The sequence below is a fragment of the Argonema galeatum A003/A1 genome (assembly GCF_023333595.1).
GTDB classification, from domain to species: Bacteria; Cyanobacteriota; Cyanobacteriia; order Cyanobacteriales; family Aerosakkonemataceae; genus Argonema; species Argonema galeatum.
This window is the reverse complement of sequence record NZ_JAIQZM010000008.1, coordinates 43,207-57,536: the sequence shown is the minus strand read 5'-3', so window position 1 is coordinate 57,536 and position 14,330 is coordinate 43,207. Positions and strand designations below refer to the sequence as shown.

General features: G+C 45.3%; 12 protein-coding genes. 3 read left to right on the top strand and 9 right to left on the bottom strand.

Features of this window, described 5'->3' with window-relative positions:
- The first annotated feature begins 97 nt into the window (after positions 1-97).
- Positions 98-1,126 (top strand): WD40 repeat domain-containing protein, encoded by a 1,029-nt coding sequence (locus LAY41_RS10750; protein ID WP_249097227.1) that lies wholly within the window; start codon positions 98-100, stop codon positions 1,124-1,126.
- A gap of 72 nt (positions 1,127-1,198) precedes the next feature.
- Here LAY41_RS10750 and LAY41_RS10745 read toward each other — a convergent pair whose 3' ends face one another.
- Genes LAY41_RS10745 through LAY41_RS10735 form a run of 3 tightly spaced genes read right to left on the bottom strand, consistent with a single transcriptional unit; the run spans position 1,199 to position 4,023 of the window.
- On the bottom strand, positions 1,199-3,433 hold the full coding sequence (locus LAY41_RS10745; RefSeq protein ID WP_249097226.1) for a tetratricopeptide repeat protein: 2,235 nt from the start codon (positions 3,431-3,433) through the stop codon (positions 1,199-1,201).
- Positions 3,427-3,819, bottom strand: a complete 393-nt coding sequence (locus LAY41_RS10740) for a Uma2 family endonuclease (protein ID WP_249097222.1) — start codon at positions 3,817-3,819, stop codon at positions 3,427-3,429. The genes LAY41_RS10745 and LAY41_RS10740 overlap by 7 nt, the downstream gene beginning before the upstream one ends.
- Before the next feature lie 54 nt (positions 3,820-3,873).
- Positions 3,874-4,023, bottom strand: a complete 150-nt coding sequence (locus tag LAY41_RS10735) for a hypothetical protein (RefSeq protein WP_249097221.1) — start codon at positions 4,021-4,023, stop codon at positions 3,874-3,876.
- A 362-nt stretch (positions 4,024-4,385) separates the two neighbouring features.
- Between LAY41_RS10735 and LAY41_RS10730 the strand changes: the two genes are divergently transcribed.
- Positions 4,386-5,480 (top strand): WD40 repeat domain-containing protein, encoded by a 1,095-nt coding sequence (locus tag LAY41_RS10730; RefSeq protein WP_249097220.1) that lies wholly within the window; start codon positions 4,386-4,388, stop codon positions 5,478-5,480.
- A 176-nt stretch (positions 5,481-5,656) separates the two neighbouring features.
- Here LAY41_RS10730 and ftsH3 read toward each other — a convergent pair whose 3' ends face one another.
- Both ftsH3 and LAY41_RS10720 read right to left on the bottom strand, forming a co-directional pair.
- Positions 5,657-7,495: an ATP-dependent zinc metalloprotease FtsH3 gene (gene ftsH3, locus LAY41_RS10725; protein WP_249097219.1), complete on the bottom strand. Its 1,839-nt coding sequence runs from the start codon at positions 7,493-7,495 to the stop codon at positions 5,657-5,659.
- Between the two features lie 66 nt (positions 7,496-7,561).
- Complete coding sequence (locus LAY41_RS10720; protein WP_338022971.1) at positions 7,562-8,410, bottom strand: aminotransferase class IV; 849 nt, start codon at positions 8,408-8,410, stop codon at positions 7,562-7,564.
- A 254-nt stretch (positions 8,411-8,664) separates the two neighbouring features.
- Here LAY41_RS10720 and hisC point away from each other — a divergent pair, with 254 nt between their 5' ends.
- Positions 8,665-9,705 carry a histidinol-phosphate transaminase gene (hisC, locus tag LAY41_RS10715; protein WP_249097215.1) on the top strand — a complete coding sequence of 347 codons (1,041 nt, stop codon included), beginning with the start codon at positions 8,665-8,667 and terminating at the stop codon, positions 9,703-9,705.
- Between the two features lie 151 nt (positions 9,706-9,856).
- Here the strand turns inward: hisC and LAY41_RS10710 are convergent, their stop codons facing one another.
- The 4 genes from LAY41_RS10710 to LAY41_RS10695 all read right to left on the bottom strand — a co-directional run bounded on the left by LAY41_RS10710 (position 9,857) and on the right by LAY41_RS10695 (position 14,321).
- Entirely contained in the window at positions 9,857-11,080 is a 1,224-nt protein-coding gene (locus LAY41_RS10710) for a zinc ribbon domain-containing protein (protein ID WP_249097214.1), read from the bottom strand.
- A 269-nt stretch (positions 11,081-11,349) separates the two neighbouring features.
- Positions 11,350-12,810, bottom strand: coding sequence for a dihydrolipoyl dehydrogenase family protein (locus LAY41_RS10705; RefSeq protein WP_249097212.1), 1,461 nt, complete (start codon positions 12,808-12,810; stop codon positions 11,350-11,352).
- A gap of 111 nt (positions 12,811-12,921) precedes the next feature.
- On the bottom strand, positions 12,922-14,019 hold the full coding sequence (cobD, locus tag LAY41_RS10700) for a threonine-phosphate decarboxylase CobD (RefSeq protein WP_249097503.1): 1,098 nt from the start codon (positions 14,017-14,019) through the stop codon (positions 12,922-12,924).
- 23 nt (positions 14,020-14,042) lie between these two features.
- Positions 14,043-14,321 (bottom strand): HU family DNA-binding protein, encoded by a 279-nt coding sequence (locus LAY41_RS10695; RefSeq protein ID WP_249070976.1) that lies wholly within the window; start codon positions 14,319-14,321, stop codon positions 14,043-14,045.
- Positions 14,322-14,330: the final 9 nt, after the last annotated feature.

The following is a 14,330-nucleotide window of genomic DNA, read 5'->3' as shown; positions in this document are numbered from 1 at the left end:
CAGATTTTCGCACTCGGAGTAAAGGCGGCTTAACTCGAACCGCATCCTGCCAATACCCAGCTGATTTTGCAACGCCTAAAGGAGATTGACCGTAGCCATGTATACGCCTAACCCCCGTCCTCCCCAAGTTAGAACCGCCACCAGTAATTCCAACTATATTCGTGCTGTCGCCATCAGTCCGGTATCTCCGCTGCTTGTGAGTGCTAACTGTGAGGAAATCAAGATTTGGCAGCTTGAGAACGAAAAATTGCTTGGCACCCTTACCGGACACTTAGACTGCGTTCGTGCGATCGCTATCAGTCCAGATGGTACAACTCTCGTTAGTGGCAGTTTTGACAACACAATCAAGATTTGGAACTTAGAAGACGGCGAATTGCGTGGCACTCTTACGGGTCATCTTGGGTCAGTTCTTTGCCTTGCCTTTAGTCCCGATGGACAGACTGTGGTTAGCGGCAGTAATGACAACAGCATCAAGATTTGGAACGTCGGGAACGGTAAATTGCTTGGCACCCTTACTTGTCATTCTGGCTCGGTTCTGTCTCTTGCCATCACTCCGGATGGTACAACTCTCGTTAGTGGCAGTTTTGACAACACGATTAAGATTTGGCAACTTCCAAGTGGCAAAATGCTACGCACCCTCAAAGGTCATTCCAATTGGGTTGCTGCTGTCGCCATCACTCCCGATAGCAAAACACTGGTGAGCGGCAGTTCTGACAATACTATCAAGGTTTGGCAGCTTTCCAACGGCAAAATGCTTCGCACCCTCAAAGGTCATTCCAACTGGATTGATTCGGTAGCTCTAGGTGATAACGGTCGGACTCTAGTCAGCGGCAGTTCTGACAATACTATCAAGATTTGGCAACTGAGTAGCGGTAAATTGCTTCGCACCCTCTCCGGTCATTCTGGCGCGGTTCTCTCTATTGCTATTAGCCCGGATAATGAAACTCTCGTTAGTGGCGGTAATGACAATACTATTAAGATGTGGCAGATAGACAACGGTAAATTGCTTGGCACTCTCACTGGCGATTCCAACTGGTTTTGGTCGGTCACTACAAATTCCGATGAGACTTTTGCCAGTAATCATGATGACAGCTCTATTAAGTTGTGGCGCTTGCGGGAAACTTAACTCTATTTTAGATTTTGGATGAGAGGATTTTGGCTCTTCGGTACTAAATCTAAAATTGGCAGTCAATTCGTACTAACAGGGTACTCTATTTCCTAGAACTAGCGTTTTGTAGAAAGATTCTAGTGCGGTAATACAGCTTCTATCATCGTAAAGCATGGTATGTCGATCGCATATTTTTCGGACTATATCTTGCCGCCAATCTGGCTCTAAACCCAGTTTAACAGCAATTTCAACATACTCGGCTTCATTTGGGGCGATCGTCTCCGTCATCCCCATCATCTTCAAAATTCCATAAGAGTGACGACCGCGCATAAATTCTCCCGGACAAGTCACCACAGGTAAACCGCAGGCGATAGCTTCCAATGCGGTATTACCGCCTGACCAACTGAAGGTATCTAGAAAAATATCTGAAACTAAATTGAGGTTGAAGTACTCAATATGTGACATTCTAGGCAAAAGCACACAGTAATCTTTACTATCCAAATTTAAGTTAGCAAACGCCCGTTCCAGACGCGCTGTAAATACTGCATTAACAACTGGAGAATCATGGGAAATGAAGGCGAATTGGGCTTGGGGAACACTTTGAGCTATTTGGGCAAATATTTGGTCAAATTGAGGTAAGTATTTAAATAAAGATTGACAAGAAAGATAAATGATAGCATCTTCCCGGAGATTAAAATAAGAGCGAGTTTTAGTAAGTTTGGGAACATCTGGTTTTTCATAAGACATGGCGATGTTAGGCAGACGCACTAACTTTTCTGAATAGTGCGATCGGGCCTTGTCCGGTTCCATTAAATCGCTTGATAAATAGTAATCAATAGTCGGTAAACCAGTAGTAACTGGATGTCCCCAAGTTGTACATTGCACGGGTGCCAAACGCAATCCGGCTATTTGGTAGGTCACGGGACTCATACCAATGTCTGTGAAAACCAGGATATGCAGTTTATCCGCAATTACCTGTTGACAAATTGCCTCAATGTTGCCATAGATATGATAAAATTTATCGCTGTAAGATTTGAATCTTTCAGTTATTGAATCTACTTCAGGGGCAACTTGATAGGTATAAATTTCAAAGGTTTTGCGATCGCAGTTTTTCAACCAGCCGATGGTTAACTTAGCTACGGTATGGTTTCTAAAGTGGGTGGAAATGTATCCGATGCGGATTTTCTCATTTTTCCCCAGCGGTGGCATTGACAAAGGGATAGACCATTGGGGATAATTAGCTACCATCACTTGATGCAAAAACTTTCCTAGTTTTCGCTGTACACCCCGCTCATTAAAACCTTGATAAGCAGGAAAGAAGTTAATCGATTTTTGTTTGAAGATGCTTAAAGCCAACTTTCTACTTTCAGATGTATTTAAGGCAGTCTGTTGAATTAAGTTATTAATACCCCGACAGAAGCGCTGACGCCAGAAAATAATTCGATCTAAATTATCATACAGGATAGGTAAGAGAAAAACGTTGTACCAGTAAGCTTTCGTATAATCTGGTTGAACCTGCAATGCTTTTTGTAAGAAGTTAATTGCCTCTTCCACTTGATTCTGAGAAGCAAAAGTTATCCCCAAACAGAAGTAGGCTTCAGGACTATCTGGACTTATAATTAAAGCTTGCTGTAAGCAATCAATGGCTTCCTCAAACCGAAACAGGTGCGTTAAAGCAGTGCCGATCCCAAGGTAGGCATATAAAAATTGTGGTACAATAGCTAAAGCTTGTTGATATTGGGCGATCGCATCTGGATACTGGCGCTGTTCGAGAAAAGCATTACCCAGATTGTAGTATAGTCCTGGAAAGCCCGGTCTGAGTGCGATCGCTTGCTGGTAATGTACAATAGCTGGTACAATAAAGCCTTCTTCTAAATAGATAGTTGCTAAGTTAGCATGAGCTTCCGCATCATTGGGATTGAAAGCGATAGTTTGCTGATAGTGGTTAACAGCAGCCGATAAATTGCCCAACTGCTTGAAAGCATTACCCAAATCGAAATGTGCATCGATATAATTTGGCTTAAGTGTGATCGCTTGTTGGTAATATGATATTGCTTCTAATAACTGACCTTGCTGGTGTAAAGCAGCACCCAAACCGTAGTAAGCTTCGGCGTAGTTTGGGGAAAAAGCAATACACTGGAGATAGTAGATAATAGCATCATCCAGCTTACCCGACTGATGTGCGATCGCACCCAGCAAATGTAGCGCTTCTCCGCAGTCGGGTTGCTGCTGAAGAATTTGCTGACATATCGATTCAGCTTGAGATATTTGACCAGTTTGGAGAGACTGGTAGGCAAATGCGATCGCTTGTGAGAGAGTTAGCATAGGTGGAAGCTGGGGATATATTTTTTTACCGCAGATGAAGGCAGATAAACGCAGATCGTAGATGACTTGCGCGTACCCAAACAATAAGACTCATCTGGTTCTTTCCTTGCGCCCAATTCCTTCATCCCAATCGTCGTACTACCCCGTCCGTAAAAGCGGATGTTTTTCATCCGCATATAAATCTCTAAAAGCTGACCTAAAGTGTTTTTAGGTTCTTCATGAGCCTCAGATAAGGGAGACATAATTTCTAGACACCCATCCAAATAAGTTAAACGTGCGCCTGTTCCTGCCAACTCTACATCCAAATTTTCCAGAGTTTCCCATGTTACATTTGACAGCAAGGCTCTATTTGTAACCAATCCTAGTTGAGAAATTGCGACAAACATCTAAGTCACCTTTCACGCTCGCATCTCCAGTCTAACTCACTGTAACCCAAACATTCAGAGTGATATTTGCTCGAAAATTTTGCAACAATGCTTACCTAATTCTTCCCTTTCGGCGATGCGTCTAGCGCGAGTTTCTGGACTACTCTGGTGTTTGGGAAAAATGCGACCTCGGCGAACTTGCCGTTTCTGGGTTGATTCTGTCATCTGAAGAACGGAGTGCGTGGGTTTTGAGATATTCTTATTGTATACCTCAGAAACCCGGTTTCTTCAGGCTTAGTTTCTCGGCAAAATCAGAAACTCAAAGGTATGTTGTTGCGATGCCGCGCTCTTATTACAAATGGGATAAGAGCGCGGCATCGCAACAACGTACCTAAGAATCAGCTTTTGTCTTGTGAGAAAAGAAACCGGGTTTCTCTGTACCTCAATCACCCAAAAAGTGCTGTAAACTCTTCAGTCCACAGAGCGTGGACTTTCGCTATTAGCCTGGGATTTGAATCCCAGGCGGGCTTTGAACTCAGCACTTTGCTATAAATATATAGGTACTTTGGCAGCAAATGGAGGAACTTATGCAAAAATTGGGTAAACGGGAAATCAAATTACCTTTAAGAATAGCGGCAGCTATGTTGTTGCTTTTAGGGGAATGGTTTGGGTCTTCGGTTTGTCAATTAGGTGTAAATTCTGTGAGTGCAAGTGATGTTACTTCGCCTAGTTCGAGTGTTTTGAAAAGTGTTCCGCCTATTATTTCGCAGAGTTCTACTACGAGTAGAAGTCCTTTAGAAAATCTTTCTTTAGCCAAAACCCTTACAGATAATTCCAACTGGATTACGTCTGTCGCTATCAGTCCAGATGGGCAGAATGTGGTGAGTGGTAGTGTTGACAATACGATAAAAATTTGGAATTTGGCTACAGGAGAACTGCTTCGTACCCTAATCGGTCATTCGGCGCGAGTTACCTCTGTTGCTATCAGTTCAGATGGGAAAACAATTGTCAGCGGCAGCTATGATAATACGATTAAGATCTGGAATTTAGCAACAGGCCAACTGCTTCGTAGTTTTAGAAAAAATGTAGGAGATGTCTATTCGGTTGCTATTAGTTCGGATGGGAAAACTATTGTCAGCGGTAGTTCGGAAGGGCTGATCGAAGTGTGGAATTTCCAAGGTCAACTGAATCTCGCTCTGGCGGGGCTTTCAAGCTGGGTAAGTGCTGTCGCCATTAGCGCAGATGGGAATACAATTGTTGGTAGTAGTGGTGACAATACAATCAAAATATGGAATCTACATACAGGTCAGATCCAGAAAACTTTAACTGATTCAAATTCGGTTCTTGATGTCGCTATCAGCCCGAATGGGCAGACAATTGTTAGTGGTAATTATGGGAATAAAATCAAAGTTTGGAATATTAGCACAGGGGATCTGATTCGCACTCTCACTGGTCATAGTGACTCAGTATATTCTGTTGCTATTAGCCCAGATGGGAAAACAATTGTGAGTGGAAGTAATGATGGGGCTATTAAAGTGTGGAATCTCAGTACGGGTGAGTTACTTAGCACCCTCACTGGCCATTTAAATCGGGTTGAATCTATCGCCATCAGTTCAGATGGACAGACTTTGGTTAGCGGTAGTTGGGACAAAACGATCAAAATTTGGCGGGTGTCGCGTTGAACCTAGATTTTGGTTTGAGAAACGCTGTTTATTCGGTATGTTGTTGCGATGCCGCGCGGCATCGCAACAACGTACCTAAGAAAAGAAACCCGGTTTCTTGGAGAAACCGGGTTTCCGATCGGGTAATCCAGGACAACTCCCGAATTACCCCAATCTTAAATTAAACCTAAAATCGATTAGGCTACTGTCGCCATCCGCACATCGCTATTCGCCAATAACTCTTGCAGTTCCTCAGCGTCCACAGTTTCCTTCTCAATCAACATTGCTGCCAACTGATTAAGTACACTACGGTTATTTGTCAAGACTTCTTTCGCCCGCTTGTAAGCTTGGTCTACCAAAATGCGGACTTCATCATCAACTGTAGCAGCAGTTTCTTCCGAGAAATCGCGCTCTGCCATAATATCGCGACCCAAGAACATATTACCTTGCTGACGACCCAGGGCAACTTGTCCGATGCGATCGCTCATCCCAAACCGCATCACCATCTGACGCGCCACACGCGCCACTTGCTGCAAGTCACTAGAAGCACCAGTCGTCACCTCTTCCTCACCGAAGACAATCTCCTCAGCAAGACGACCGCCTAGCAGCATCGCCATCCGATTTTGCAGATAAGAACGACTCACAAGACCAGAATCCAACCGATCTTCGCTCGGCGTAAACCAAGTGATCCCGCCCGCTTGACCGCGAGGAATAATGCTAATCTTCTGCACCGGGTCAAAATCTGGCATTAACGCACCGACAACGGCGTGTCCAGCTTCGTGATAAGCTACCACAGCCTTGCGCTTCTCGCTAATTACCCGGTCTTTCTTCTCTGGGCCAGCCAGCACGCGATCGATCGCATCATTGACTTCATCCATCGAGATTTCCGTCAAATTGCGACGCGCCGCCAAAATAGCCGCTTCATTGAGCAAATTAGACAAATCTGCCCCAGTAAAACCAGGAGTCCGACGCGCAATCTTCTCCAAATCCACATCCTGAGCTAAAGTCTTACCACGGGAGTGGACATTGAGAATTTCCAGACGCCCAGCAAAATCAGGTCGATCCACAACTACTTGGCGATCGAAACGACCTGGACGCAGCAGTGCCGCATCCAGCACGTCTGGGCGGTTGGTTGCCGCAATAATAATAATGCCGTTATTGCCCTCAAAACCGTCCATTTCAGTCAGCAACTGGTTGAGGGTTTGTTCGCGCTCATCGTTACCGCCGCCTAAACCAGCACCCCGTTGACGACCGACAGCATCAATTTCATCAATGAAGACGATGCAGGGCGCATTTGTTTTGGCTTGTTCAAACAAGTCGCGGACGCGGGAAGCACCAACACCCACAAACATTTCCACGAACTCAGAACCGGAGATCGAGAAGAAAGGAACACCCGCTTCCCCTGCTACAGCACGCGCCAGCAGCGTTTTACCCGTTCCGGGAGGCCCAACTAGCAGCACGCCTTTGGGAATTTTTGCGCCAATAGCCGTGAAGCGATCGGCATTTTTCAAGAAATCAACAACTTCGTTGAGTTCCAGCTTTGCTTGGTCAATACCAGCAACATCCCCAAAAGTTACTTGCGTTTGCGGCTCCATTTGCACTCTGGCTTTCGACTTACCAAAGTTCATCGCCTGAGAGCCCGGTCCATTTTGGGCGCGTCGCAGCAAAAAGAACAGCCCCACCAAAAGCAGGATGGGTAAGAACAAGCTGCTCAGAGTCTTCACCCATAAGGCTTCATCGTTTGGTGGTGAAACTGAAATGTCAACCTTGTTTTTAGTTAGAAAGTTAAACAGGTCGGGATCGGGGGGAAGATTGACTATCACCCTGTTGCCGTTTGCGGCTTGCACGCGGGCCATAGACCGATCTGCACTAATACTGACTTTCCCTACCTGTTTACTTTCGACTTTCTGGAGGAACTCACTGTAACGCCACGTTTCTCTCTGAGGTTGCTTGTTGTCAAAAAATGCGGTCGCCAATGCAACCACAACGAGGGCTAACAGTGCGTACAGCCCTGCATTTCTCCATTGTTTATTCACTCTTGGTCTACCCTCCTGGGTTTTATGGTCTGAGGAATTTTTCTAGTTAACTTATGTAAATTTATTTTAACCTATCTCAGAAAATGGCAACCGACCGAGTATCGAAAGTCGCAGTTTCTCGAAGCAAATATGAGAGGGGCTAGGGGCTAGGGGGAAGAGGTAAGAGGGGCTTTCTGACTGGCTTCTGAGTATGGTATGGATGGGAACAACTTCTACAACGCTGTTGCTGTAAGCGATCGCCTCAAATCCTGCCACCAGATCGACACTCCAAGGCTCCTCCTCCACTATTTCATTCTGACTTCTCAGCTTGCAGATTAGCCAATCTCGCATCAGTCCTGGTAAAATTCCCGCTGCTGAAGGCGGAGTCCACCACCTGCCATCCCGCCACCCCCACAGGTTGCCTGTACTCGTTTCTAACCAATTTCCAGATGAATCCAGCAAAATCGCTTCTTTAGCTCCGTATTTTTGCGCTTCTCTCAATGCTAGCCAAGCTGAGAGATAATTACCAGTTTTGTGTTCGGCCAGACTGCGCCGAAATTCGGGGGCTTCTGCTAACCAAGCGACTATGCCCGACTGTTGGCTAGAGCACAAATCCCCTGGTAATAATCTACCTGTAATCCACTCCCGCCCATCGGGAAATATGGCAATTCTCAATACTGGAAAGTGCGCCTTCAAAAGATCTGCGCCTTGTCGCACTCTCTCCCAGTCTGGCATTTGCCAGCCAAATATTTCCAAACTATGACGAATGCGATCGCAATGTCTGGCCCAATTCGTCCCGGCACTATCCAAAGAGCGATCGTACACCCGCAGCGTCGTGAAAACAGTCGCCCCGTACAGCAGCCCCGGATCGTCTATCCCCAGTTCCAGCGTTTGAGATTCAATTAAATCACCCTTATACCAGTAAATAGCAATCACCTAATTCTCTAAAAAATTGTATCAAATATAAAATTTTTGAATCAATTTGGTTGTGCGATTCGGTGATTTGCTTTTCATTATAAGCGTGGAATCAGATTTGGCTGCACGCCACTCAATTTGTGATATAATAGACCTCTCCAAAAAAGAATGTAGAGACGTTGCATGCAACGTCTCTACAAGGGTTCAAGGGTTAGCACCTTTAATTTCTGGAGATGTCTAATGAACAAGCTCGTCAGGAATTTATATGATTAATTATGAGCTACTTCCGTCCCGCAATTGATGCCATGACTGGCTACGTTCCAGGCGAACAGCCCAAGCCAGGAATAAAAATTATTAAACTGAACACCAATGAGAATCCCTATCCACCTTCTCCAAAAACGATAGAGGTGTTGCGAAATTTGGATAGCGAGTTGCTACGACGCTATCCCGACCCGTTTGCGATCGGGTTTTGTCAGGCAGTAAGTGATGTGTTGGGAGTACCCGCTGACTGGGTGATTGTTAGCAATGGCAGCGATGAATTGCTAAATGTCCTAGTTCGATCGTGCGCGGAGGGAGGCGATCGCAAAGTTGTGTATCCCATGCCAACCTATGTGCTGTATCGCACTCTATCAGCTATGCAGCCTGCGGAAATAGTTGAGGTTCCTTATGCTGCTAACTTTCAATTACCAATCGAAAAACTCATTGCGGCAAATGGCGCAATTACGTTCATTGCTTCTCCCAATAGCCCTTCCGGTCACGCAGTCCCTTTGGACGATCTGCGGGAATTGCTACAGAAAGTATCGGGAATTGTGGTAATCGATGAGGCTTATGTTGACTTTGCTGAGTTTTCAGCCCTACCTCTAGTGCAAGAGTTCGAGAATGCGATCGTATTGCGTACCTTATCAAAAGGGTATTCGTTAGCAGGCTTGCGAATGGGCTTTGGAGTGGCAAATCCAAAACTACTCTCTGGATTATTCAAGGTAAAAGACAGTTACAACATTGACGCTCTAGCCATAGCAGTTGGCACAGCAGCAATGAGAGATCAATCCTACAAGAATGCTTGTGCAGACAAAGTGAAAAAGTCTCGGACACAGCTTACAGTAAACTTAAAGAATTTAGGGTTTACGGTGCTTGATTCTCACGGTAACTTTGTTTTAGCGACTCCTCCAGAAGGAAATGCAGAGTCTCTTTACTTAGAATTGAAAGAACGGGGAATTTTGGTGCGATACTTCAAGCAACCTGGGTTAGAAAATAAGCTCCGAATTACAGTAGGCACGGACGAGCAAAACCAAACACTAATGCAGGCGTTAAGTTAAGTCTAACCCTTTTTTTACCCGACGACTAAAGTCGCGGCTATACAAACAAAGCCCGCCTGCGCGGGCTTCAAGAAAAAGGGAGTAGTTAACCAGGATTGGGTATCACTCCTTCACCAAACTGTTCCTATCTGACTTCTACATATTATTGATTCTATTCTATTTTATGACCGCAACTACTACAGAAATTCGTAAATTTGTACGTTTTATGATGACAATTTGAGCAATCTATATACTGATTGAAACTGCAAGATGGGCAGAATTCATCGCTCATACGAAGTTGGAAGTTGCAATTAATACAACGCACTTTTTGGATTCTCTTTTTGGCTTGAAGGCGGGGATTTAAAACCCACCTTTGGAGAATTTTGATTAAACCCAACCCTAATAAAGGAATAATCAAAATTAACGCATAACTGGCAATAAAGACTAATCCACCGAACAGTTTGATAATCAAGTCAATCACTATACCGACAAGATTACCAAACTGAAGAAACTCAAAAAACTTAATCAGCAAAGGAATGCAGAATATGAGAAGTAGATGCCAACTAAGTAGAGCTTGTAACCCTATATTTTTTCTAATTGCTGCTGAATGCCAAAGATAAGCTATGAGGATTAACGGTAATAGAAATAGGGTTTGTAATAGTAGTTGTTTATTGGGATACCAAAACTCTGCTGATTCATAATCTCTTTTGATTGCTTGATATTCTGAAGTATTATTGAGAAGCTTAAGATAAGTGTCCGAAGCAGGATGTTGAATTAATTTGGTTTGGCGATCGGTAATTTCCTTTTCCTTATTGGCGATTTGCTTCTTATTGCGTTCAATTTCTGATTTTACCCGATCGGCATTAACTTTATTGATTGATTTTTCAGAAGCTTGACCCGCAATTTTTTCCAGTAATGTAGAATTATACTGACTTTGCAGCGTTTGAATGTCTTGGTTGAGAGAATAAATTTCGCTTCTTTGTTTATCGATACTCGCTTTCAGTTGGACATTTTCAGGAGTGTTTATCGCTTTGGATAAGCGCGTGTAATTTGTACATAGATTTGAACTCTGACCCAATCTATTGGAATTGTCAACAGCAGGAGATGGATATGATTTATTTTGCTCAATTAGATTTTCAATAGTGGTGACATTAAATACAGTAGTTCCTTTCTTGTCGGCTGTTTGGTAATTTTCATATGCCAAAAAGCACGGAAATTCTTCGGATGGACTGAGTGGCCATTGGGAAATACTATTTAAACCACTAAAAACATTAACCAGTACAAAAATATCAATTAATATGAGAATAACTAGGCTGACTTTGTTGATCGGTTCATGATGAATATAAGTTGACTTGTGAATCAACTTATTGCCGATCTTTTTAATGAATGAGAACATATTAACACCTCATATCGTGTCTGGTTGCATCGTTAGTGAATGAGTGAGATCGTCAAATCGTCTGTTGTCATCGGTGGTTAAATTTTTACCGCAGATGTAGGCAGATGAACGCAGATAAACGCAGATAAGAATGATCGCACGATTTTTTTAGGTAACCGATGCGTAAGGACATGATATCATTTACCGAGAATTTCAGATAAAGGAAAAGAGAAAGAGAATAAAAGGGCTAATGGTTGCGGATTTGCGATCGCATGAGAAAAGTGGGTTTTTTAAGACCACGAACGACGCAGATTGAAGAAACTTTCTAACCAATTTTGCCTAGTGGGATGTTGAGAGAGGCTTTGCTGATGACCGTCGCTTGCTGTTTGCGAGTAAATATCAGACAAAGTGGGAAATATTGTAGGTAGTTGACTCAGTGTTTGAAATTTCAGACGTTGCTGCATAGCTAGAGCGATCGCGTGGATCAACTCGCTAGCTTGTGGCCCAACCAAGTGGGCACCGAGAATTTCACCACTGCGAAGAACTAAGATTTTACAAAAACCTGTAGTTTCCCCGCACATCTGAGCCTTGTCCACCCCCTTGAAATAGCGGCGCAAAACTAACACATCATCCCCATAACGGCGTCTAGCTTGTTCTTGGGTCATACCCACCCGTGCCAGTTCCGGATCGGAAAAGATAGCCCAAGGCATATAGCGGTAATCAACCTTGAAAAACGGGAAAAACAACATATTTTTCAGGGCGATGCGGGCTTCGTAATGTGCCACGTGGGCAAATCGATAGCCACCTAAAACATCGCCGCAGGCATAAATCCGGGAATTAGTTGTTTGCAATTTTTGATTAACGCCAATGCCGTGGCGATCGCACTTCACCCCCACCCCCTCCAAATTTAAAGAATCAACATTAGGCTGCTGACCGACAGCAACTACAATTTCATCAGCTTCAAGCGCCCGATCTCCAGCTTGAACCCACTTTTTGTCATCAAGCCACTTTACTTGGGTAACTTGATGCCCCGTCAAAACCCGGACGCCCTCAGCTTCCAATTGCGCTTGAACAAGAAGCGCCGCCTCCGAATCTTCTTTAGTCAAGATATGGGAACTCTTCACCACAACAGTGACGCGGAAACCCAACCGCGCAAAAGTCTGAGCCAATTCTATACCTACAGGGTCGCCGCCGATGAAAATCAAGCTTTTGGGGATGTTGACATTTGGCTGCTGCCAGATAGTATCGGGAGTGAGATAACCAGTACTTTGCAATCCATCAATGTCTGGAATTACAGGACGAGATCCAGTAGCGATCAGGTAAGCACGCGATCGCAGGATTTGCCCGTTGACAACAAAAGCAAAGTGTGGTTTTCGGCAGAATTCCCCTTCACCAAAAATTACATCCACACCCAGAGAAGCGAGAACAGCTGGAGAATGCTGTTCGTCGAGGGCAGAGACTACCCCTTTAGCCCACTTCAGAGCGTCGGCAAATCGCACTCCCACGCCTAGCCGTGCAGATTCTGACTCTGGTTCCCAATAAACCCCAAAAGATGACGCTTCGCGCATCTGATGGGCAACCCGTCCCACCTGAATGAGAGCTTTGTTGCATTTAGAGCCAGATTCTGACCAAGTTGAACCCAGCAGCGGGGATGCTACCAAGGCAACGCGGGCTTTTAGGTAAGTTGCCGCGATCGCAGTATAAAGTCCAGCCGGACTGCCCCCGATCGCGACTACATCGTAGTCAAGCATACGATTTTGGATTTTAGATGAGAGGATTTTGGATTGGGGAATTGGGAATTTAAGATTTTGAATTTCAAATTTCAGATTTTAGATTTTAGATTGCAATTTGCAATTTGAAATCTAAAATCTGAAATTCTTCCCTTCTTCCGTGCGGAGGATTTCTGCCAACCCATCAATGAGGCGTTGGTTATCTGCCACAGAGCGAACGGCAACCCGGAAGTAGCTAGAGCCCAATTCAGGAAAGCTGAGGCAGTCGCGGATCAGTATCTGCTCTTTTTTGAGTAAACTTTCCTGCACCGCTGTACTGGGTTGTTCCGACTGCACCAGCAAGAAATTGGCAGCACTGGGGTAGGGATGCAAGCCCGGTATTTGAGCTAAACCTTCAAACAGGCGGGCTCTTGCCTCCTCCAGCCAATCCCACGTTTGCTGCCCAAAAACAGTATCCTTGATGACAGCTTCAGCGGCTGCAGCGGCCAAAATATTGACCGGCCAAGGGTCGCGCAGCTGCTGCCAGCGTCGCAGTCGATCGGGATGAGCTACAGCATAACCCAGCCGCAGACCCGGCAAGCTATAGAATTTAGTGAGACTTCGCAGAATCACCAAATTAGGATATTCCTGCACCACTGATATCAGACTCTGCTGGCTGGAGGGCCGCAGAAAATCCATAAAAGCTTCATCCACCACCACCAGAGCAAATTGCTCCAGTAGTGGCAGAATCGTCTCCCTGAAAAACAGCTGACCCGTCGGATTGTGAGGGTTATTCAGCAGCAAACCACTCTGAAGTCCTGAGTCCATCTGTTTGTCCCAGATCCCACTCTCCAGTCCCCAGTCAAGAGTCCCCAAAGGACACTTCACCACATTTGTGCCGAATGCCTTCAAAGCCCGCAAATAGTCGCCAAAAGCAGGCGTCACCAGATAAGTCCTCTGGAGTTTGGACAGATCCCAACACGCCCAAGTCAGCAGTTCGGCAGAGCCGTTACCGGGCAGAATCCAGTCAGAAGGTAGATTGTGCAGTTCAGACAGGGACGCCCGCAGTTGCTGATAATCGGGGTCTGGATAGGCTACTAGGTAGCTCAAGTGCGCTTGAATCGCTGCTAGAGCCGATTTTGGTGGCCCCAACGGGTTGATGCTGGCCGAAAAATCAAGGATAGCACCAGGGGAACAGCCTGCCAGTGCAGCTGCCCAAGCTAAATTCCCCCCATGCAGCGGTCGATGCAACATCGTCCCTGTCAAACCATTAACTATTGGGGCGCGACCTTTTCCTTGAACAGCTTGCCCGGAGAAAAGGCAGGCACCTTAGTCGCTGGGATTTCCATCTTATCCCCAGTTTTGGGATTTCGGCCTTCACGGGCTTTGCGTTCGCGAGGCTCAAAAGAGCCAAAGCCCACCAGCGTTACTTTGTCACCAGAAGAAACCGCTTCCACAATTGCTTCTAGGGCAGCTGTGAGGACAGCATCCGCCTGTTTTTTAGTCACACTAGCTTTGTCAGCTACGACATCGACTAATTCGCCCTTGTTCATTTTCTTGCT